The organism is Mesorhizobium sp. M0898, from assembly GCF_040319695.1.
Taxonomy (GTDB): Bacteria; Pseudomonadota; Alphaproteobacteria; order Rhizobiales; family Rhizobiaceae; genus Mesorhizobium.
The window spans coordinates 136289-156127 of sequence record NZ_JAMYOE010000001.1; the positions used below are offsets into that span (position 1 = coordinate 136289).

A 19839-nucleotide genomic window follows, 5' to 3' on the forward strand; every position below is an offset into this window, starting at 1 on the left:
CTCCCTTGGCGACAGCACCCGGAATTTGATGCTCACACTCCTAGAAGACAATCCCGCGCTTCGCGAGATGGCGGGCGTTCGGATCTGGTTTGAGGAAAACATTCCCGATCCAGCACGCTGGCCCTTCGTCACGATCGGGCGCCCGCAACTTCGCTTTATCGAAGGGCGTCGCGAAACGCTGGTCAATGTGTTGTGTTGGGGGCGGACGCTGGACGAAGCGGCGGAGATAGGACGGCGGGCCGTGGCGGCATGCTGCAGTCACACCTCGTCCGACCCGATCAGGCATGACCAAACGTCGTTTGTTCGGCCTGAGAACGCCTCCGGTCCGATGGCCGTTGCGTCGGCATCCCTTGCGAGGGCTTGCACGCTGTGAAGGGCAGAAAACCAGAACTGAGACCGATCGAAGGCGGCTTGTCCGGCGTGCCCCGCGCACCTGACCATCTGTCGGAAGCGGCGGCGGAAGAATGGAACCGGGTGGCGCCGGACCTGGTGAAGCGCCAAATCCTCAACGATACAGCCCTTACGACGTTGGCGCACTACTGCATGGCAAGCGCTCAGGCGCGCGAAGCTGACAAGTCGATCGCAAAGCATGGGCTGTTGATCGACACGCCGGCCGGACCGAAGTCTAATCCCGCCGTCCGAATGCAAACCCAATATCTGGAGATCGCACGCCGGTACGCAATCGAGCTCGGCATAACCCCGTCGTCACGCTCCCGCAAAGGCCTTTCAGGCAAGGAGGAGAGTCGTGGTAACGACGCTGCCGACTTGGGTCTTTGATGACTCCCCGATCGATGATCCGCTTGGCTATGGTGACAGGGTCGTGCGTTTCTTCAGCGCCTTGCGTCATCCGCAGTCGACTGCGCCCGATCGCCGGTTTGTGCTTCCGAAGTTCTGGGAACGCATAATCAGGCGCATCTATGGCCCACGGCATCCGGACGGTCGGCGCATCGTGCGTACAGTCTTTTGCATGATCCCCCGCGGCGCTCGCAAGACTACGACAATCGGCGGCGGGCTCGGGCTGCTTCATTCGGTGGGTCACGAGAAAGTGCCGTCGGGCCAGGTGTTTCTTGGTGCCGGATCACAAGACCAAGCTGACTTGGCCTTCGCCGAAGCAACTGGAATGGTCCGGGCAACGCCGGCGCTCAATGACCTTGTGAAAGTTCGCGGCGACTACTTGGAGCATCCGGTCGCAAAGTCTCACCTTCGCGTGCTGTCTGGTGAGGGCGATCTTGCCCACGGCACGACGCCCGCAGCTGTGTTCCTCGATGAACTGCACATTCTCAAAAACCGAAAGCTCTGGCGGGCACTTAAAACCGGCATGGTGAAATCACCGGGCGCGCTGCTCTGCATCACGACCACGGCCGGGCGTGGTCAATCTGGCCTAGCTTGGGAGGAATATTCCTACGCCCGCCGGATCGCTTTGGGAGAGATCGTCAACCCGGGTTATCTGCCAATCATATTCGAGCCTGAGGACGGCGCAGACTGGCAGGACGAGGCGCTGTGGCACCGCGTCAACCCGGGACTGACCGAAGGCTTCCCCGTGATCGAGGAGCTTCGCCAGGCCGCACTTGAGGCGCGGGAGAAGCCGACGGAGCAGGATGACTTCAAGCAGTACAACATGAACTTTTGGCTAGACCGTTCACTGTCGCCGTTTGTCGACATGGGCGTGTACGACGAAGGCGCGGCGCCGATCAACGTTGAAGCGCAGCGGGAGCGGCCTTGTTGGGTCGCGGTCGATCTCGGGCTAATTCATGATCTTGCTGCCGTTGTGGTTGCCTGGCCGGATGACGACGAGGGTTACGACGTCGCCGCGATGTTCTTCTGTGCGGAGGAAGGCCTTCGCGAGAAGGCGGAAAAGGACAAGGTTCCTTACCTCCAGTGGGCCGAACAAGGCCACATCATCCCGACGCCGGGCAACGTGACGGATTATCGGTCGATCGAAGCGCACCTTCGGATGTTGCGCGAAATGTTCAACGTTCAGGAGATCGCATTCGATCCGGCCTACGCCCAAGCAGTGATGTCGCCATTGCTTGAGGATGGCTTTCCCGTAGTCACGATGCGCCAAGGCTGGGTCACAATGGCGCCAGCTATCAAGGAGCTCGAGCGCGCTATCATCGCCCGACGGTTCCGCCATGGCGGCAATCCGGTGCTGCGCTGGTGCATGGAGAATGTCTCTGTCGAAGTCGACAAGGCCGGCAACAAGTCGATGCACAAAGGAAAAAGCCGGGACCGGATTGACGGAGCGGTTGCCGCCGCAATGGCAGTAGGCCGCGCCTCAGTCGGTGAATCGACCGGACCGTTGACGCTGGAGCAAATCACCGGCCGTGGCGATGGCAAGCTTATGTTTCTCGGGGGCGCCTGATGATCGCGCTAGACGATCTTGAACGCGTCTCTCAGGTCATGAGACATCGCCGCACGCGGAAGCGGATACAGGCCTTTGGCCCGCAAGGAGGTAACGTGCATCCTATGGCGCGCCGCGCGCGCGTCATCGTAGAGGATCTCCTCATCAGCGCAGGAGTCGACCCACGCGACGAAGCTCTTCGCCGCTTGCGTCCCATGCGCGGCGGCAATGCCTATCGCAATGTTGCCGGCAAGCTCGTTGATAGCCTTCCGATCCATGTTGCCGCTCTTCGCAACGCACTGGTCGGATGCGATGCGCCGAAGCTGGACAAGGCCAACTCTGAGGCTGACAGCGGCTTGGATCTCTTCGAAGCTCATTCCCTGCTGGCGGCATTCATGCCGGAACCTGGTCAATGCGTCGTCCTGTCCATCCGGAATCATGCTGAGCGCAAACGCGATAGCAATGATGGCTGTGAAGATCAGAAGGCCCCACTCGATCATCTGAATTCCCCTTATCGCTCTGATTTTCTAGACAATAATCCCAAATCCGAGCGTCAGTCAACAGCAAAGCAAAGCAACGCATGGCATTGCTCACCGCTATCAAAGTCTATCTGCGCACTGTTGATCAGTGGTTCGAAGTCAACCCGATGCATCAAGGGGGGGGGTCTGCACTTTTACTGCGTCGCTCTAGACCGGTGCCACCTCCTTGCGTCGAAAAATATTTCAATTGGAGTTTTCTCGCGCCAGCACCATTTTCGCAGGGAGGCCGGCTTCCAAGACCTTCGTTGGCGGAGCGATCAGCTTTGGGCCGTAGGCCCTTTGTCGCGAACCACTTTGAAGCCTGAAGATTCTAGTGAAGCCAAAGCGACTTCGGCGAATATCTGACAGTTTTCGAAGGGTTCGTTGCCTTCGTGTGCCGTGGCATGGAAGGCCGACAGAATGCCTTCAAACAAGGCGGTGAGCGTCGCGGCGCGGTCCTTCTTTGCCGCTGCGTTCCCATCCCTCGACTGCTGGCCAATTGATATCTTGGGCATGTCGTTGCCTTCGCCATGCATGAGGAATTCGACAAGCGCGCTCATCAGCCATTCGGCATTTTCTCGATCGAGCAACATGTCGACGGTGTCATCATCGTCGGTGACTAACTCAAGCGTGCCTCTCAGCGGCTTGCGTGAGGTCACCTCCACATCACCGTCTTGATACTCAACCAATTTTGGCATGACTTTTCTCCATTGCTTTTTAGTGGCCGTAACGCCCCTAGAGGCGCGGAAAGCCGATTGTTGTTGTTAGGAGTTATGTCGGGCAGTCGTGCTGCTTCTCTTCTCTTCGACGTAGGTTCGTCGGTTGTAACGCGGCTTATTCAAAGGCGCCAAGGGCCGCTTCTCTCAAGGCACGCTGCAAAGGTATCTGACCTATTTCTGCAGTCAAGAGGATCGTGCTTAGCCGGCGATCGCCCCCGCAAGCGGGTGCTTTATCGCCTCGCTTTTCGCCATCCGGGGGCCCGGGCCTCGTCCTCCGAGCAGAACCACGGCTCGCCATATTGGGGGCTGATCTTGGTCTCCCAATAATGCTCTTGACCGGGCACGTGGTAAATGTGCTCTCCGGTGTTGATCGAGATATTGCCCTTGATATTGCAGTCGCCGCCGGCAAGCAGGGACGACGGGTCCGGAACGCTTATGCTGCCAAGCCATTCGGTGGGTATGAACTTCGCGACGGTATCGAGACTGCTCGGGCTCACGGTGAGAAAAGCGGCAAGCGGCACCATCACGAGCGGAGCCAAATATTGGGGTCGCAAAAACTCCGCCGCCTCGCGCGCTTGCGCGAGTGTTCGGCCTGATTGGCACCTTGATCACGCTGGACTTTGCCCACGCCCCTATCTCCCCGAAGAGAGAATGCTGCGTCCGTTGCAGGGGAGAGTCCAGAGTCTGGCGCAGGCCGTGCCCCAGTGAGTTACCCACAGGAAGTCCACAACCGCGGACGATGGGCAATCGCTTAGCGACAAGGGCGCCTTCTCGATCTAATATTACAACGGGCTTAATTGCCCCCCCAAACACTCGGACCCGTTCCTCCTGGTCAAACACCTTCGCGGCGAAGCCAAACTGCGTCACGCTACGCTTCAGGACTTTTCGGAGGAGTGATCTTCTTGTTTTTGCGTCTGACGAGTTTAGTCAGTTTGTCGCGGAAGGTTGGCGGCTTCACGAATCCACTTTCCCAATCTTCATATTCTTTTGCATCGGGCATTAATCGCTGTGCTCTTTCAGACGAAAAGTCAGCTTCCGCGATCTGTGGCAGAGGATTGAAAAACGGAAAGCGATATCTGCGCATCTTGTTGCCGCGTTTATTCAACTCCACGTCAAGACGCGTCGTGAAATAGATGCAGTCATCGCAATATTTTTCGATGGCAAACAGCGTCTGCTTATACGTTTCGTCAGCCCCTTTGTCTGTGTGTATCCCGAGGTAACGGATTGTCCGGACCGAATCGTTGACCGTCGGACCCTCACCGAGCCATTTCTGAATCAATTCATTTCTGGTTCTTATTGACGTATTGAGGGCATCTATCGCCTTATGAATCTCGATCACCAGATTGAGTGTTTTCGTATCAACGGTGATCTTTTCGAACACAACGGTTTCCAAGCGCTCTATCGGAACTTTCGAGATGGGCAAAGTATGCAGTTCCATAGCGCATGCAATCGGTTCGAATTTGTCGCTCGGCTTGGATGCCAATATCCGTTGCAGGTGCGCTTGTACGTTCTTTTCCGTTTCACGAAACCGTTCCAGCATTCCCATTAGATGCTGGCTTTTCAGCGACATGAAGTTATTGCCGATCGCGAACGACAGAGCCAGCGCCTCGTTGAACGCTCTGACACTGGCTAACTTTTCTCGCTTTTGTTCACGCCGAAGAATGGAGACCTGTGCTCCCCATGCGCCAGCGAATGATGCCGTGACACCGACTATCCCTGGCACAAAATTTGGACTGGAATATATAAAATGCAAAAGGCTCGAAAGCTGGCTCATGGGGTCCCCCTCAAGAGTCAGATAAGTCTGAAATCGCCCCTGCGCCAGTGACGATTTGCCGCCTCGCTGTTATGAGACTGTAATCATGGGTAGTACAAAGAAAATTCGGCCGTTGGCATCCAACTCAACTTTGGCGACGCAAGTCAGCCAGCTTGATGACCCAATCGGCTACGTGTTCAGCGTTTGGTGTAAGATGCGTATCAAGGTGCATGAGGTAAGATTAATACTCAACAGCGATCCGCGCTGGCCTGACTACGCGCTCTACGAGTCTATGGACGATCCACAGGATTCATCGGACGAAAACGACTACGGCCCCACCATGCTCATGTGCCTCCACGATGGCCGGACACACAATCCTTACCCCAAGGCGCGATGGGACGACGACTACAAACTCTCTGACGCTTGGATGAATTGGCATCAGGTCAGCTACCTTTATGAAGAACTGCTGCCTTGACCGGAGACAGGAATATGTTCTTATTTCGTTCTCATGGCTCACGACCCCATCGATACGCTCGCAAAGGCGACCCGACACAACATGCTTGTGAAGGTTGAGTGCAGCTGCGGCAATGTCCGCTACTGCCGGTCGGCTGACCTCATGATGGTTTACGGCGGCGGCATCGACCCGCTCAAGCTGAAATTCGACTGCAGCCGGTGTAAGCCCGTGATCAAAATCACCCTGCTTGAGGTGCACCCCGAACACTTGCCAAAGCGGCTGATGATCCATAAGCCGATGAGGGTCGGCGGCAAAATCGTTTGGCACACCGAGAGGTTTCGCGGTTGACCAAGGGCTGGACGTTTCAATCTCTGGTCGAAGACAAGATAGGTGACCGCTTACTGTCACAACTCCGCTTTTTGCCCACCATAACCAGGTGCTCGACCTCCCCAGGCTTCGCGATCGCTTCGGACCGGATGCTTCGGCGATGGCGGACGATCTCATTCCAAAGTTGAAGTGCGCCAAGTGCGGCGGCAGGAGCGTCGGCGTGATCTACACGCCCGATACCAGTCCGAACGCCTACGGCAGGGCCAAAGACGGACGATGAGAGCCTACAAGCGCAAAGTCGTTTGGAGCCAGGTAAGGAACTCAGGAACATTAGCGAGGCCAGCCTTGATGGCTTCCAGCGTTAAAGCCTTCGTTGCCTCCGCTGGCAGCGCTTTGATTTGGTCGACGAGCTTCGAGCGCACGGTAGCCGGCACATCCGATTTCTCGACCCGATCGATCAGGAGCGCTTTCACGGTATCTTCGTGAAACCGGATCGTCACTACTCCAAGAATTGCGGAAAGGCCTCCGTCGTCGGCGAGGAAATCCATCCCGGCCGCAGTGATGCGCGCGTTGGCAGCGTAAAGCCGGCCAGAGAGTTCGCTCGACCACAACGCTTCGGCCAAATCATGTTCGCAAAGGTATTGGAGATTCGCGAAGTAGATGTAGCTATCGCCACCTTCGAATGGCGTGGCTTTAACCCGCTGAGGATAGGAAGCAGCCATGTGATTCAGCATCTTTAATTGAAGATCGCGGTCGAGGATCATGGGACCGTTATACTGCCACTAGATCACCAAAGCCAAATTGCCCCGCGCCCCACAAGGAAGGGAACAAAATTTCGCATACCTCGTTAAAATGCCGGCCGGATGCCTGTCCCAAAATCTTTGTCCGGCTTGTGTCAAAAGGCCCGTTGCCCCCCGCCCTGGCAGCGGGCCATTCAATTGGGGTTTGTTGGCGCCAGCACTAATTTCCCAAGGGACGCCCGACCAAACTATGGAGGGGCTAGTTTTTCAAAGCGTCAGTCGCGAAGTTTGCACCGATCGCCACGATGAAGGCGATAACTACCGCGACAAAAATCGTTCCCACGATCCACTTTCGCGCCCCGAAGCCTTTCGCGCCATGCCCGAAGTTGAAAGTCATAGCGGGAAATAAGAAGAAATAGGTCGGGATGGCGAGTAAGAGCACAGCAACCCCCGCGTACAGAGCGCGAGTGGAGACTAGCCCAACAACCCGGTCTCCAGCCCACAACCCGCCCAGTATCAGCAAGCCTATGGCGACTAAAAAGAAGAGCCCCGAAGCCGAATATGAGGGGGGGCTATATTCGTGAACGCTAACCCTGCTGTAAAGGGCCTTGGCTGCGAGCAAGTCGTTGTTGATCGTATCCGCCAGACCGATCGCTTCGTCTCTCTCGCCGTGGATACGATAACTGCCCGCGTCGGTGCCGTCCGCCTTCAAAATTAGGTCAACAGCTGGTCGGTTTATGAACGGAGCGGAAAACTGGATGCGGACGAGATTCCTGGATTTGACGAGGCTGTCAGCCAGGAGGTCGTCGAGCGATTTGCCAGAGACCTTTCGGCCGCCCGAAAACTCGAATGTCACCTCCGGCGGCTCATCCCGAAACTCTGCGATGTGATTGTAGAGTTCGCGCACCGTTTCCGCGGTGACGACGTAGCATCCCAAGATATCGCGAGAAACTGTTAGCTTCCCTCCCATAGCACCCACGCCCTCCCCTGTTGTGCTAGTTATATCTGACTTGCTTCGGATTTGCAGTTTATGCGGACTATGGGGATGTCGTGGCGGCTATCGAAGACCTTCAACACTTATTTCAGCTCCAAAGCGAAACGCTTGCGACGGAATTCAAGTCGTGGCTCGGCCTGAACACGGCTGCTGGTCGAGCGCCTCTGGCGAAAGCGGCAATCGCACTAGCAAACCACGGAGGCGGTACGATAGTTGTCGGTATGCGTGAGGCTGCAAATATGCCGATCGGGTCCTATCCGCGCCCTCCAGAAATCGATCGCTATACCTCCGACTCCGTGAACGCAGCGGTCAATCGGTATGCCGATCCTCAAATTCATTGCGATGTCGTCCATCTCCGGCATCCTGAGACAGGCCACGAACATGCCTTCGTGGTCGTCCCTGGAGGCTACAGCGTACCCGTGATGGCCGCGAAGGGTACGGACGGCGAGATTCTTGCCCAGAAGGTATATATCCGAAAACCCGGCCCCAAAAGCGAGGAACCATTCACCGCCGATGAGTGGCGGACGCTTCTCGATCGATGCGTTCGTGCCAACCGCGACAGTTTGCTCGATGCGATTCGCGCCATCGTGCAGGGCCAGCCCCTCGATCCGATCGCTAAAGAGCAAATCGACCGGCTGCTGAAATTCACGAATGAGTCCAAAGACAGCTGGCAATCCCGGATTGAGCAGCTCCCCAAAGACGATCCTGCTCGGTTTCTGTTGGGGAGTTACGAGCATTCGTTTCATATCGTGGATGTGCCGCCAGCACCCGGTCTGCGGGAGCTATTGGAGCTCATGCGTAAGGCAAGCGAAACGCGCCTGACCGGCTGGGGACCATTTGTGCTGCTTGAGAGGCTACCCATTGGTCCAGTGCCCGTCGGAGACGTTCTTGAGGCATGGGTAGGGCATCCAAGCGAGAAAATGCGCGACGGCAGGCACGCTGATTTCTGGCGCGCTCGCCCTGACGGAATGCTTTACCAGATACGCGCTCTCGATGAGGACGTCACTGACAAGGCGAAGCCGGGCACAACGATGGACCTGACTATGCCCGTTTGGCGTATCGGCGAAACGCTGCTCTATGTTGCCCGGCTCGCTAGGCTTTTCGGTGAAGACCCGGAAATAGCTGTTCGGGTGAGATACAACGGGCTCAAAGACCGCACGCTGCAAAGTCTGTTCAACTTCCGATACCTCAGTTTCGAACGGCAATGTTTCGTCGACACGGTGCATCTCGTTGGCAAGGCGCGTGCTTCGACAATCGAGGACAACCTCAACGAGGTGCTGCTGCAGCTACTTAAGCCGCTGTATGACGCTTTCAATTTCGCGCCCCTTACACCACAAATGGTTAGTCAGGAGACCGCGAAGTACCGAAACAACCGCTACTGAGAGGTGCCCACGATGAACCTGCCGGCAGCCGCAGAGGCTGGAGCGCTGGCGGAGCCGTTGAGTCGCCCTTGCTGGGGCGGCTTGGTGGTGCTGCCCCGGTGTTGCCCTGATGACTTTCCGGGAAACACCGAATTAGTTGGCTCATCTAATGTTTTGATTATGCTGATGTTTTGGTGAGCGCGATGGGATTCGAACCCATGACCTACTGATTAAAAGTCAGTTGCTCTACCGGCTGAGCTACGCGCTCCCGCGGGCTCAGAAAGGCCGCCCTCGAAATTGCGCGGAACATAGGGAGAGTGCCTCTGCCGGTCAACCGGAAAAAGACGGCTCCCAAACCGGACTTTCCTGCGGCGTCATCATGCCGTGCGGTGCGCTTCGGCGTTGACGGAACTGCCTCCCTCTAGCGCAAGGCCGAAGCTCGCGCTTTGCGGGACAAGCGCAAGCAGCGAATCGAGAGAACCTTTGCAGATCAGCAACTTGGGATTTTTGGCGGAACAATTTGCGCAGCCTGTCCGTTTTTCCGCGACAAGGGACACGCGTTTCAAGGAGAAGATCATGAATAGGATCATGTCGGGCCTGCTGGCGACCACCCTTTCGATCTCATTCGCTGCCGCGGAGATCGTGCCAGTCAACGCTCAGCCCAGCTATGCGCCCCCTGCCCAGGGGCTCACCTCGAATGTCCAGACCGTCCAGTACGAGCCGTGGCGGAGGCACCGGGGTTTCAATCGCGATTTCTCGCGTCGCAATTTTTCGCGTGACGACGGCATGTACTGGCGTGGCCATCGCGGCTATCGCTACTACCGTCCCGGCTACCGCCGCCACGGCGACTTCTGGTTCCCGCTGGCCGCGTTTGCTACCGGAGCGCTGATCACCGGCGCGATTGTCAACCAGAATCGTGTCTATCGTGGCGATGCCCACGTGCAGTGGTGCTATGATCATTATCGGAGCTATCGCGCTTCTGACAACACTTACCAGCCCAACTACGGTCCGCGCCGGCAGTGCCGGTCGCCTTACTGAGTCCCAGATTAGAGGCTGCAAGCCCGCGCCCGCAACGGCGCGGGTTTTTCATTAGTGCGAATCCGGTGGCATCCCTGCCTATTGCGCACTTAGCGTCCTGCGCACAGCGTGGCGCCAACCTGCCAGCTTGGCGGCACGTGTCGAAGCATCCATGTCCGGCTTGAACCGGCGCTCGAGCGCCCAGCTCCTGGCGAATTCCGCGGCCTTCGGCCAGACACCCGCCTTCGAGCCGGCCAGCCAAGCCGCACCGAGTGCTGTCGTCTCGAGAATTGTCGGCCGGTCGACCGGCGCATCGAGAATGTCGGCCAGCCGCTGCATCGTCCAGTCCGACGCCACCATGCCGCCATCGACCCTGAGCACGGTCTTGACCGAGGCGCCTTTCCAGTCCCGGCGCATGGCGTCAAGCAGATCGCGCGTTTGGAACGCAACGGATTCCAGTGCCGCGCGGGCAAATTCCGCCGGCCCCGAATTGCGGGTCAGCCCGAAGATGGCGCCGCGCGCCTCGGCATCCCAGTGCGGTGCGCCGAGCCCGACGAAAGCCGGCACCAGATAGACGTTCTGCGTTGGATCGGCTTCCGCCGCCAATTTGCCGCTCTGCTCGGCCTTGCCGATCACTTTGATGCCGTCCCGCAGCCATTGCACGGCGGCGCCGGCGATAAAGATCGAGCCCTCCAGCGCATAGGTGGTCTTGCCGTTCAGCCTGTAGGCAATGGTGGTCAAAAGCCGGTTCTTAGAACGCACGAGATCGCTTCCGGTGTTGAGCAGCGCAAAGCAACCGGTGCCGTAGGTCGACTTCATCATGCCTGGCTCGAAACAGGCCTGGCCGATTGCCGCCGCATGCTGGTCGCCGGCCACACCGAGGATTCTGATCTCTGCACCAAACAGGCTTTTGTCGGTTATTCCAAAATCATCGGCACAATCTTTCACCTGTGGCAGCATTCTTGCCGGTATGCCAAGAATGGCCAGCAGCTCGTCGTCCCAGGCGTTTTGTTCGATGTTGTAGACCAGCGTGCGCGAGGCGTTGGTGGCGTCAGTGGCGTGGATCTTGCCGCCGGTCAGCCGCCAGATCAAAAAACTGTCGATGGTGCCGGCCAGCAGTTCGCCCTTCTCGGCGCATTTTCTGGCGCCCTTCACCTTGTCCAGCATCCAGGCGATCTTGGTGCCGGAGAAATAGGGATCGAGCAGCAGGCCGGTCTTTCTCGTGAATTTCTTCTCCAGCCCCAGCTTCTTCAGTTTCTGGCATAGCGGCGCGGTGCGACGATCTTGCCAGACAATCGCGTTGTGGATCGGCTTGCCGGTCTGTTTGTCCCAGATGACGACCGTTTCGCGCTGGTTGGTGATGCCGATCGCGGCGACTTCCGCTGCGTTGCGGCCGGCTGTCTTCAGCGCGGCCTTCACCGTTTCCACGACGCTTGCCCATATCTCCTCGGGATCGTGCTCGACCCAGCCGGAGGCCGGATAATATTGGGTGAATTCCTTTTGCCCGCTGCCGACGACCATCATCTTGTCGTCGAACAGGATCGCCCGGCTCGATGTCGTCCCCTGGTCGATTGCAAGGATATATCCGGTCATTCTCTCTCCCGTCGAAGCGAATTCAAGGTGCTGCGATGTCTCGACGCCAGATGGCGCGGAGCCGTTCACGCAAACAGGGGAGACGGCAACATGCCGCCTCCCCTGAGCATGGCGATGCGGGCGCGGACGCCCGCATCAAACGGTCCTATTGCTGCCAGCTCTTCACCAGCTCGTCGTAGTTGATGGTGACCGGCTTTTCCTTCTCGTTCTCGATCTTGAGCTGAGGAGCGAGATTGCCCTTCTTGACCGCGTCCGCATTCCAGTAGGCGAGGTCATGCTCTTCGGCCATCTTCGGGCCAATATCGCCCTGAACGCCCGACTTCTCGATGCGGCTCATCACCTTTTCCTGCTCGGCGCAGAGCGAGTCCATCGCTTCCTGCGCGCTCTTGGCACCCGACGAAGCATCGCCGATCGCCTGCCACCAGAGCTGTGCCAGCTTCGGATAGTCCGGCACGTTGGTGCCGGTCGGCGACCACTGGACGCGCGCTGGCGAGCGGTAGAACTCGATCAGGCCGCCGAGCTTTGGCGCACGTTCGGTGAAGCTCTTGTCGTGGATCGTGCTCTCGCGGATGAAGGTCAGGCCGACATGGCTCTTCTTCACGTCGACCGTCTTCGAGGTGACGAACTGCGCGTAGAGCCAGGCGGCCTTGGCGCGGTCGGTCGGCGTCGACTTCATCAGCGTCCAGGAACCGACGTCCTGATAGCCGAGCTTCATGCCGTCCTTCCAGTAGACGCCATGCGGCGACGGCGCCATGCGCCACTTCGGCGTGCCGTCGTCGTTCAGCACCGCCTTGGCGCTGGCGTCGACCATGCTGGCCGTGAAGGCGGTGTACCAGAAGATCTGCTGGGCAACCGCGCCCTGCGCCGGAACTGGCCCCGATTCGGAGAAGGTCATGCCTTGGGCTTCCGCCGGTGCATAGGCCTTCAGCCAATCGAGGTACTTCTGGATGGCATAGACGGAAGCCGGACCATTGGTGTCGCCGCCGCGCGCCGTGCAGGAACCGACCGGACGCGAATTCTCGTCGACCTTGATGCCCCATTCGTCGACGGGCAGACCGTTCGGAATGCCCTTGTCGCCATTGCCGGCCATCGACAGCCAGGCGTCGGTGAACCGCCAGCCGAGCGACGGGTCCTTCTTGCCATAATCCATATGGCCGTAGACCTTCTTGCCATCGATCTCACGCCCGGTGAAGAACTCGGCGATGTCCTCATAGGCCGACCAATTGACCGGCACGCCGAGGTCGTAGCCGTATTTGGCCTTGAAGTCCGCCTTGTTCTTCTCGTCGTTGAACCAGTCGTAACGGAACCAGTAGAGGTTAGCGAACTGCTGGTCTGGAAGTTGGTAGAGTTTCTTGTCGGGCGCGGTGGTGAACGAAGTGCCGATGAAATCCTTCAGGTCGAGATTCGGGTTGGTGACATCCTTGCCGTCGCCTGCCATCCAGTCGGTCAGGTTGCGCACCTGCTGGTAGCGCCAGTGCGTGCCGATCAGATCGGAATCGTTGACCCAGCCGTCATAGAGGTTCTGGCCGGTCTGCATCTGGGTCTGGATCTTCTCGACGACGTCGCCTTCCTGGATGACGTCATGCGTAACCTTGATGCCGGTGATGGCCGTAAAGGCCGGCGCCAGCACCTGCGATTCATACTGATGCGTGGCGATGGTTTCGGAAACCACCTTGATATCCATGCCGGCGAAAGGTTTCGCGGCATCGATGAACCATTGCATCTCGGCTTCCTGGTCGGCGCGCGAAAGCGTCGAAAGGGGCCCGATTTCCTTATCGAGGAAGGCCTTGGCCTCGTCCATTCCGGCATAGGCATTGCTTGCCCCGAGCAATAGGACAAGCGCAGTTGTTGATGTCAAGAATTGCCGTCGCATGTATTTCCTCCACTGTTAAAGTTCAAAGTGCGATCTGGATCGGCGGCCGGCACGCCGCCGTTCCAACAGTTTCCCCCTCTATACGTAGCGGAACACGCCGACGGCGTAGACCACGGAGAGAGCGAGAGCCCACCACAGATTGGGTCCGACTAGACCCAGCCAAGCGAGATGGATAAAGGCGCTGCCAAGCAGCGACAGGAACAGGCGGTCGCCGCGCGTCGTTTCGAACCGCAGCACGCCGACGCGCGGATTGCCGCCCGGCGAGACGTATTCCCACAACGCCATGCCGCAAAGCAGCAGAAAGATGGTTCCAAAGAAGGCCGCGGTCGGCCACGTCCAGGCCATCCACGAAAAATCGAGGTTGGACGAGAGGTTAAAGCCCCACAGGCGGATATTAGCCGGATCGCTGAAGCCTACCGTTATTGCCACGAAATCGATTTGAAGTGCCACCCAGGCCACGACGACCAGGGCGAGAAGCAGCACGGCCCACCACCATGGGCTTCTGTCGACCTGCTCCATTATACCCTCCCCAGGGCAAAGCCCTTGGCGATGTAGTTGCGCACAAACCAGATGACGAGCGCGCCGGGAATCAGCGTCAGCACGCCGGCTGCGGCGAGCAGCCCCCAATCCATGCCGGCGGCCGAAACGGTGCGGGTCATGGTCGCGGCGATCGGCTTGGCATCGGTTGTCGTCAGCGTACGGGCGATCAAGAGCTCCACCCACGAGAACATGAAGCAGAAGAAGCACGCCACGCCGATGCCGCTCGCAATCAGCGGCATGAAGATCTTGATGAAGAAGCGCGGGAACGAATAGCCGTCGATATAGGCGGTCTCGTCGATCTCCTTGGGTACGCCCGACATGAAGCCTTCGAGGATCCACACCGCCAGCGGCACGTTGAACAGGCAATGCGCCAGAGCCACGGCGATGTGGGTGTCGATAAGGCCGAAGGCCGAATAAAGCTGGAAGAATGGCAGCGCGAACACCGCCGGCGGCGCCATGCGGTTGGTCAGCAGCCAGAAGAACAGATGCTTGTCGCCGAGGAAGCGATAGCGCGAAAAGGCATAGGCAGCAGGCAGTGCCGCAGCCACCGAAATCACCATGTTCATAACCACATAGGTGATCGAGTTGATGTAGCCCGAATACCAGGACGCGTCGGTGAAGATGGTGCGGTAATTCGCCAATGTCGGTGCGTGCGGGTAGAGCGTCAGCGACGAGACGATCTCGCCATTGGTCTTGAAGCTCATATTGATGAGCCAGTAGATCGGCAAAAGCAGAACGATGATGTAGAGCGTCGGCACGATCCACCACCAACGCGACTCCTCGCCGCGACGGCGCATCAGCCGTGCGATCTCGTCCTGCCGTAGCGTGCTGGCGAGCCCTTCCGAAGCTGTCGTCTCGCTCACCCTATCGGCTCTCTCTTCGGTGCGGCTCATCTCAGCGCTCCGCGTCGTAATTGGTCATCACGGTGTAGAACACCCATGACAACAACAGGACGATAAGGAAGTAGACCAGCGACATCGCCGCCGCCGGGCCGAGGTCGAACTGGCCGAGCGCCGTCTTGACGAGATCGATCGAAAGAAAGGTCGTCGAGTTGCCGGGTCCGCCGCCGGTCACCACGAACGGTTCGGTGTAGATCATGAAGCTATCCATGAAGCGCAGCAGCACGGCGATCAGCAGCACGCGGTTCATCTTCGGCAGCTGGATGTAGCGGAACACCGCCCAGCGCGAGGCACCGTCGATCTTGGCCGCCTGATAAAAGGCATCCGGGATCGAGACCAGGCCGGCATAGCAGAGCAGAACGACGAGGCTGGTCCAATGCCAGACGTCCATGATGATGACCGTGACCCAGGCGTCGTATGGGTCTTGCACATAATTATAGTCGATGCCGAGCGCGTTGACGTAATAGCCGAGCAGGCCAATGTCGTTGCGGCCGAACACCTGCCAGATGGTGCCGACGACGTTCCACGGGATCAGCAGCGGCAACGCCATCAAAACAAGGCAAACAGGCACGCCCCAACCCTTCTTCGGCATATTGAGCGCAATGAAGATGCCGAGCGGCACTTCGATCGCCAGGATGATGAAGGAGAAGACAAGGTTGCGGATCATCGCCTGCCAGAAGCGGCTGGAGGAAAGCAGTTCCTCGAACCATTCCGTGCCGGCCCAGAAGAAGACGTTATTGCCGAAAGTGTCCTGCACCGAATAATTGACGACCGTCATCAGCGGTATGACCGCCGAGAACGCCACCAGCAGCAGCACCGGCAGCACCAGGAACCAGGCTCTGTTGTTCCAGGTCTTTTCCACTTCAGGCTCCCATCTCGACGCGCCAGGAATTGGCATAGATGTTGATGCCGGCCGGGTCGAACCGCACCTTCGGATCAGCCGGAACTGTCTCGTCCTCGCCGATGACGGCGGCGATCTCGCGCCCTTCAAGATTGGCACGGACCACCTTGTGGCGGCCGACGTCCTCGACCTTGCTGATCCGGACGGCCATGCCCTTACTGCCCAGGCGCACATATTCGGGACGGATGCCGAGTTCGATGGCGCCGCCGCCCGCCTTGGGCACGCCCGGCAGTTCGATCTGCTGCGAGCCCAGCTTCGCTGTCTTGCCGTCGATCGCCACCGGCATGACATTCATGCCGGGCGAGCCGATGAAATAGCCGACAAAGGTGTGGCGCGGGCGCTCGAACAGCTCCGCCGGTGTGCCGATCTGCACGATTTCGCCGTCATACATGACGACCACCCTGTCGGCGAAGGTCAACGCCTCGGTCTGGTCGTGCGTGACATAGACCATGGTATAACCGAAGCGGCGGTGAAGCTGCTTCAACTGCGAGCGCAGCACCCATTTCATATGCGGGTCGATGACTGTCAAAGGCTCGTCGAACAGGATGGCGTTGACGTCGGAGCGCACCAGCCCGCGCCCGAGCGAGATCTTCTGCTTCTGGTCGGCGGTCAGTCCGCGCGCCTTTCGTTTGGCCATATCGGCCAGCCCGGTCATCTCCAGCGTCTCGCGCACCTTGCGGTCGACGTCGGGCTCCGGCACGCCGCGATTGCGCAGCGGGAACGCCAGATTGTCGTAGACGGTCATCGTGTCGTAGATCACCGGGAACTGGAAGACCTGGGCGATGTTGCGCTCTTGGGTCGACAGATTGGTCACGTCCCTGCCGTTGAACAGCAGCTGGCCATGCGAGGGATGCAGCAATCCCGAAATGATGTTGAGCAGCGTGGTCTTGCCGCAGCCGGATGGGCCGAGCAGCGCATAAGCGCCGCCATCCTCGAACGTGTGGTGCACTTCCTTCAGCGCGAAATCGGCATCCGTGCGCGGGTTCTGCAGATAGGAGTGGCGGATATGATTGACATCGATGCGCGCCATCGCTTCCTCCTAGGCCGCCAGCTTCGGCGCGGCCACGGCACGGCCGTGCTCGTCAAAGACCATGATGTGGCGCGGGTCGATGAACACCTCGACCTCCTCGTCCGGCTCGAAGTCGCGAATGCCATGGGTCAGCATGACCCAGCGCGCATCGGCAAAATCGAGATGGACGAAGCTTTCCGATCCGGTGATCTCGGTGATCGTCACCTTTGCGCGCACCGGCACTGCGGCGGCGTTGGGCCGATCGAGGGACAGATGATGCGGCTGGAACCCGATCGTATAGATCGCATCGGCAATGCCGAAGAGTTCCGCCGGCACCGGCAATTTCACGCCGCCCTCGAGCAGGAAATCCAGACCCTTCTTGGCAAGCACGATGGTGTTGAGCGGCGGATCGGCGAAGGTTCTCGCCGTCACCAGATCAACCGGTTTGCGGAACACTTCGATGGTCGGCCCGAACTGGGTGATGCTGCCTTCGGAAAGCGTCGCCGTGTTGCCGCCGAGCAGCAAGGCTTCGTGCGGCTCGGTCGTGGCATACACAAAGATTGTACCGGCGGCCGCGAAGACTTTCGGCAGTTCCGCGCGTAATTCTTCGCGCAGCTTGTAGTCGAGATTGGCGAGCGGCTCGTCGAGCAGCACGAGGCTGGCATTCTTGACGATCGCGCGGGCCAGCGCGGTGCGCTGCTGCTGGCCGCCCGACAGACTGAGAGGCGTCCGGTCGAGATAGGGCGTTAGTTTGAGAAGGGCGGCGGCATTGCGCACCTCCCTGTCGATCGTTGCCTGATCCGTGCCGGCCACCCGCAGCGGTGAGGCGATGTTTTCGTAGACCGTCATCGCCGGATAATTGATGAATTGCTGGTAGACCATGGCGACGTTGCGCTTTTGCACCGGCATGCCGGTGACATCCTTGCCATCGAACCAGACCGAGCCCGAGGTCGGCACGTCGAGGCCCGCCATCAGCCGCATCAGGCTGGTCTTGCCGGAGAGCGTCGGCCCGAGCAGGACGTTGAGCGAGCCGTGCTGAAGCGTCAGCGAGACGTCGCGGATATGTTCCGCCGCACCCACCGTCTTCGTCACGTTTCTCAGTTCAAGCATGATGCCTCCTCCCAGGCTTTCTGCATCAGTCGGCCGTTCCTATTCGGCAGCCGCTACGTGCTGCCGGCTTATTCCGCGCATGAACTCGTCGAGCACTGCCGCCTGCTCACGGCTGAGACGCAGGCCGCGCTTGGTCCGGCGCCACAATACATCCTCGGCAGTCATCGCCCATTCGTTTTCGACGAGGTAGCGCACCTCGGCTTCGTAGAGATCGGCGCCGAAGTTGCGGCCAAGATCGACGTTCGACTTGGCGAGGCCCAGCAGCTTCCTTGCGCGGGTGCCGTAGAGCCGGGTCAACCGGCGGGCCAGCCGGGCGTCGAGGAACGGGTACGCCGTTTTCAGTTTCGCCACCTCGGCATCGAAGCCGGTGACGGGAAAGTCACCGCCAGGCAGCGGCGCGTTTGCCGTCCATGGTTTGCCGCGCTTGCCGAGAAAACCCTCGATCTTCTCGAGCATCGATTCCGACAATCGGCGGTAGGTCGTGATCTTGCCGCCAAAGGCGTTGACGATCGGGGCGGCACCCTCGCCTCCATCGGCCTTCAGCACATAGTCTCGGGTGGCTTCCTGCGCCTTTGAGGCGCCATCGTCGTAGAGCGGTCGCACCGCGGAATAGGTCCAGACGATATCCGACGGCTTGACCGGCTGCGCGAAATATTCGCTTGCCGCAGCGCAGAGATAGTCGATCTCGGCGTCATTGATCCTGACGTTGTGCGGATCGCCGGGATAGTCACGGTCGGTGGTGCCGATGAGCGTGAACTCGTCCTCGTAAGGGATGGCGAAAATGATGCGCCCGTCCTTGTTCTGAAAGAAATAGGCGCGTGGGTCGTCGAATTTCGTGCCCACGACGATGTGGCTGCCTTGTACGAGGCGGACATTGTGCACGTCGTTCAAGCCGACGGTGGCCGACAGCACCTGATCGACCCACGGGCCGGCGGCATTGACCAGCAGCCGCGCCTTGACCTCCTCGGTATCGCCGGTCCGCACATTTTCAAGCCTGACCGTCCAGAGATTGCCTTCGCGGCGTGCGCTGACGACTTTTGTTCGGGTTCGAATGGTTGCGCCGCGCTCGGCAGCGTCGCGGGCGTTCAACACAACCAGCCGGGCATCGTTGACCCAACCGTCCGAATATTCGAACGCCTTTCGAAACAGCGGCTTCAGCGGCTTGCCGGCCGGATCCTTGGCCATGTCCAGCGTTTTCGTCGGCGGCAGCAATTTGCGCCCGCCAATATGGTCGTAGAGGAAAAGCCCGAGCCGGATCAGCCAGGCCGGACGCAGTCCCTTGGCGTATGGCAGCACGAAGCGCATCGGCCAGATGATGTGCGGCGCGTTCCTCCACAGGACCTCGCGTTCCATCAGCGCTTCGCGCACCAGACGGAATTCGTAGAATTCGAGATAGCGCAAGCCGCCGTGGATCAGTTTGGTCGAGCCGGAAGAGGTCCCGCTGGCCAGATCGTTCATCTCGGCAAGAAAAACCGAAAAGCCACGTCCAACGGCATCGCGGGCGATGCCGCAGCCATTGATGCCGCCACCGATGACGAAAATGTCATGAATCGGTGATGCGCTCAAAGAATCCTCCCTCGACTTCGCATTGCAGCATTTTTGGGTTCTTGCGAAACCGTAGCGGAATTATTTCGAAATGATAACGAATGTCAAACGAAATATGATGGGCGGAAGATGCCGCTACGGCATC

The 19839-nt window shown here is 59.1% G+C and carries 22 protein-coding genes and 1 tRNA gene; 7 read left to right on the forward strand and 16 right to left on the reverse strand.

Going from position 1 to position 19839, the window contains the following annotated elements; translation table 11 throughout:
• Nucleotides 1–28: 28 nt before the first annotated feature.
• The 3 genes from gp17 to NKH90_RS00720 are packed head-to-tail and all read left to right on the forward strand — an operon-like array spanning nt 29 to nt 2362.
• The gene (gene gp17, locus NKH90_RS34780) at nt 29–373 is read left to right on the forward strand and encodes a tail completion protein gp17 (protein WP_502898796.1); all 345 of its coding nucleotides are present in this window, start codon (nt 29–31) and stop codon (nt 371–373) included.
• Nucleotides 374–420: 47 nt separating this feature from the next.
• A complete protein-coding gene (locus tag NKH90_RS00715) occupies nt 421–777 on the forward strand; it encodes a phage terminase small subunit P27 family (protein ID WP_352817166.1) in 357 nt (118 codons plus the stop codon).
• On the forward strand, nt 746–2362 hold the full coding sequence (locus tag NKH90_RS00720) for a terminase large subunit (protein WP_352816580.1): 1617 nt from the start codon (nt 746–748) through the stop codon (nt 2360–2362). Before NKH90_RS00715 ends, NKH90_RS00720 begins: the two co-directional genes overlap by 32 nt.
• Before the next feature lie 8 nt (nt 2363–2370).
• Here the strand turns inward: NKH90_RS00720 and NKH90_RS00725 are convergent, their stop codons facing one another.
• The 4 genes from NKH90_RS00725 to NKH90_RS00740 all read right to left on the reverse strand — a co-directional run bounded on the left by NKH90_RS00725 (nt 2371) and on the right by NKH90_RS00740 (nt 5352).
• Nucleotides 2371–2841, reverse strand: coding sequence for a hypothetical protein (locus NKH90_RS00725; RefSeq protein ID WP_352816583.1), 471 nt, complete (start codon nt 2839–2841; stop codon nt 2371–2373).
• A 296-nt stretch (nt 2842–3137) separates the two neighbouring features.
• Nucleotides 3138–3557 carry a hypothetical protein gene (locus NKH90_RS00730; RefSeq protein ID WP_352816586.1) on the reverse strand — a complete coding sequence of 140 codons (420 nt, stop codon included), beginning with the start codon at nt 3555–3557 and terminating at the stop codon, nt 3138–3140.
• A gap of 251 nt (nt 3558–3808) precedes the next feature.
• A complete protein-coding gene (locus NKH90_RS00735) occupies nt 3809–4102 on the reverse strand; it encodes a sunset domain-containing protein (protein WP_352816588.1) in 294 nt (97 codons plus the stop codon).
• Between the two features lie 344 nt (nt 4103–4446).
• Nucleotides 4447–5352: a hypothetical protein gene (locus NKH90_RS00740; protein WP_352816590.1), complete on the reverse strand. Its 906-nt coding sequence runs from the start codon at nt 5350–5352 to the stop codon at nt 4447–4449.
• A gap of 85 nt (nt 5353–5437) precedes the next feature.
• Here NKH90_RS00740 and NKH90_RS00745 point away from each other — a divergent pair, with 85 nt between their 5' ends.
• Both NKH90_RS00745 and NKH90_RS00750 read left to right on the forward strand, forming a co-directional pair.
• A complete protein-coding gene (locus tag NKH90_RS00745) occupies nt 5438–5806 on the forward strand; it encodes a hypothetical protein (protein WP_352816593.1) in 369 nt (122 codons plus the stop codon).
• A gap of 81 nt (nt 5807–5887) precedes the next feature.
• Nucleotides 5888–6133, forward strand: coding sequence for a hypothetical protein (locus NKH90_RS00750; RefSeq protein ID WP_352816597.1), 246 nt, complete (start codon nt 5888–5890; stop codon nt 6131–6133).
• A 263-nt stretch (nt 6134–6396) separates the two neighbouring features.
• Here the strand turns inward: NKH90_RS00750 and NKH90_RS00755 are convergent, their stop codons facing one another.
• Nucleotides 6397–6876, reverse strand: a complete 480-nt coding sequence (locus NKH90_RS00755) for a hypothetical protein (RefSeq protein WP_352816600.1) — start codon at nt 6874–6876, stop codon at nt 6397–6399.
• A 235-nt stretch (nt 6877–7111) separates the two neighbouring features.
• Nucleotides 7112–7822: a hypothetical protein gene (locus NKH90_RS00760; RefSeq protein WP_352816603.1), complete on the reverse strand. Its 711-nt coding sequence runs from the start codon at nt 7820–7822 to the stop codon at nt 7112–7114.
• 80 nt (nt 7823–7902) lie between these two features.
• Here NKH90_RS00760 and NKH90_RS00765 point away from each other — a divergent pair, with 80 nt between their 5' ends.
• Nucleotides 7903–9228 (forward strand): AlbA family DNA-binding domain-containing protein, encoded by a 1326-nt coding sequence (locus tag NKH90_RS00765; protein ID WP_352816606.1) that lies wholly within the window; start codon nt 7903–7905, stop codon nt 9226–9228.
• 171 nt (nt 9229–9399) lie between these two features.
• On the opposite strand, the gene NKH90_RS00770 is transcribed toward NKH90_RS00765, so the two are convergent.
• Together NKH90_RS00770 and NKH90_RS00775 are read right to left on the reverse strand one after the other, a co-directional pair.
• Nucleotides 9400–9475, reverse strand: a tRNA-Lys gene (locus NKH90_RS00770).
• Nucleotides 9476–9584: 109 nt separating this feature from the next.
• Nucleotides 9585–9797 (reverse strand): hypothetical protein, encoded by a 213-nt coding sequence (locus NKH90_RS00775; protein ID WP_352816609.1) that lies wholly within the window; start codon nt 9795–9797, stop codon nt 9585–9587.
• On the opposite strand from NKH90_RS00775, the gene NKH90_RS00780 reads away from it, so the two are divergent.
• Nucleotides 9784–10245 (forward strand): BA14K family protein, encoded by a 462-nt coding sequence (locus NKH90_RS00780; protein WP_352766632.1) that lies wholly within the window; start codon nt 9784–9786, stop codon nt 10243–10245. The two genes, NKH90_RS00775 and NKH90_RS00780, sit on opposite strands and share 14 nt — an antisense overlap.
• A gap of 78 nt (nt 10246–10323) precedes the next feature.
• On the opposite strand, the gene glpK is transcribed toward NKH90_RS00780, so the two are convergent.
• The 8 genes from glpK to glpD form a co-directional block, all read right to left on the reverse strand.
• Nucleotides 10324–11817 (reverse strand): glycerol kinase GlpK, encoded by a 1494-nt coding sequence (glpK, locus tag NKH90_RS00785; RefSeq protein ID WP_352816612.1) that lies wholly within the window; start codon nt 11815–11817, stop codon nt 10324–10326.
• Between the two features lie 145 nt (nt 11818–11962).
• The gene (locus tag NKH90_RS00790) at nt 11963–13690 is read right to left on the reverse strand and encodes an ABC transporter substrate-binding protein (RefSeq protein WP_352471681.1); all 1728 of its coding nucleotides are present in this window, start codon (nt 13688–13690) and stop codon (nt 11963–11965) included.
• 78 nt (nt 13691–13768) lie between these two features.
• Entirely contained in the window at nt 13769–14035 is a 267-nt protein-coding gene (locus tag NKH90_RS00795; protein WP_352471796.1) for a DUF2160 domain-containing protein, read from the reverse strand.
• Nucleotides 14036–14208: 173 nt separating this feature from the next.
• The gene (locus tag NKH90_RS00800) at nt 14209–15123 is read right to left on the reverse strand and encodes a carbohydrate ABC transporter permease (protein ID WP_352448784.1); all 915 of its coding nucleotides are present in this window, start codon (nt 15121–15123) and stop codon (nt 14209–14211) included.
• Nucleotide 15124: 1 nt separating this feature from the next.
• Entirely contained in the window at nt 15125–15991 is an 867-nt protein-coding gene (locus NKH90_RS00805; protein ID WP_023674893.1) for a carbohydrate ABC transporter permease, read from the reverse strand.
• A gap of 1 nt (nt 15992) precedes the next feature.
• Nucleotides 15993–17060, reverse strand: a complete 1068-nt coding sequence (locus tag NKH90_RS00810) for an ABC transporter ATP-binding protein (RefSeq protein WP_352471682.1) — start codon at nt 17058–17060, stop codon at nt 15993–15995.
• A 9-nt stretch (nt 17061–17069) separates the two neighbouring features.
• Complete coding sequence (locus tag NKH90_RS00815) at nt 17070–18149, reverse strand: ABC transporter ATP-binding protein (RefSeq protein WP_352540586.1); 1080 nt, start codon at nt 18147–18149, stop codon at nt 17070–17072.
• A gap of 39 nt (nt 18150–18188) precedes the next feature.
• A complete protein-coding gene (gene glpD / locus NKH90_RS00820) occupies nt 18189–19715 on the reverse strand; it encodes a glycerol-3-phosphate dehydrogenase (RefSeq protein ID WP_352471685.1) in 1527 nt (508 codons plus the stop codon).
• Nucleotides 19716–19839 lie beyond the last annotated feature (124 nt).

Bases quoted from the DNA above. Each gene is read 5' to 3' on its own strand.
- NKH90_RS00815 (WP_352540586.1), bottom strand. From the start codon at position 18,149: ATGCTTGAACTGAGAAACGTGACGAAGACGGTGGGTGCGGCGGAACAT.
- NKH90_RS00750 (WP_352816597.1), top strand. From the start codon at position 5,888: ATGCTTGTGAAGGTTGAGTGCAGCTGCGGCAATGTCCGCTACTGCCGG.
- NKH90_RS00730 (WP_352816586.1), bottom strand. From the start codon at position 3,557: ATGCCAAAATTGGTTGAGTATCAAGACGGTGATGTGGAGGTGACCTCA.
- NKH90_RS00795 (WP_352471796.1), bottom strand. From the start codon at position 14,035: ATGGCCTGGACGTGGCCGACCGCGGCCTTCTTTGGAACCATCTTTCTG.
- NKH90_RS00790 (WP_352471681.1), bottom strand. From the start codon at position 13,690: ATGCGACGGCAATTCTTGACATCAACAACTGCGCTTGTCCTATTGCTC.
- NKH90_RS00760 (WP_352816603.1), bottom strand. From the start codon at position 7,822: ATGGGAGGGAAGCTAACAGTTTCTCGCGATATCTTGGGATGCTACGTC.
- NKH90_RS00745 (WP_352816593.1), top strand. From the start codon at position 5,438: ATGGGTAGTACAAAGAAAATTCGGCCGTTGGCATCCAACTCAACTTTG.
- NKH90_RS00740 (WP_352816590.1), bottom strand. From the start codon at position 5,352: ATGAGCCAGCTTTCGAGCCTTTTGCATTTTATATATTCCAGTCCAAAT.
- NKH90_RS00735 (WP_352816588.1), bottom strand. From the start codon at position 4,102: ATGGTGCCGCTTGCCGCTTTTCTCACCGTGAGCCCGAGCAGTCTCGAT.
- NKH90_RS00780 (WP_352766632.1), top strand. From the start codon at position 9,784: ATGAATAGGATCATGTCGGGCCTGCTGGCGACCACCCTTTCGATCTCA.
- NKH90_RS00725 (WP_352816583.1), bottom strand. From the start codon at position 2,841: ATGATCGAGTGGGGCCTTCTGATCTTCACAGCCATCATTGCTATCGCG.
- glpK (WP_352816612.1), bottom strand. From the start codon at position 11,817: ATGACCGGATATATCCTTGCAATCGACCAGGGGACGACATCGAGCCGG.
- NKH90_RS00810 (WP_352471682.1), bottom strand. From the start codon at position 17,060: ATGGCGCGCATCGATGTCAATCATATCCGCCACTCCTATCTGCAGAAC.
- NKH90_RS00755 (WP_352816600.1), bottom strand. From the start codon at position 6,876: ATGATCCTCGACCGCGATCTTCAATTAAAGATGCTGAATCACATGGCT.
- gp17 (WP_502898796.1), top strand. From the start codon at position 29: ATGCTCACACTCCTAGAAGACAATCCCGCGCTTCGCGAGATGGCGGGC.
- NKH90_RS00800 (WP_352448784.1), bottom strand. From the start codon at position 15,123: ATGAGCCGCACCGAAGAGAGAGCCGATAGGGTGAGCGAGACGACAGCT.
- NKH90_RS00775 (WP_352816609.1), bottom strand. From the start codon at position 9,797: ATGATCCTATTCATGATCTTCTCCTTGAAACGCGTGTCCCTTGTCGCG.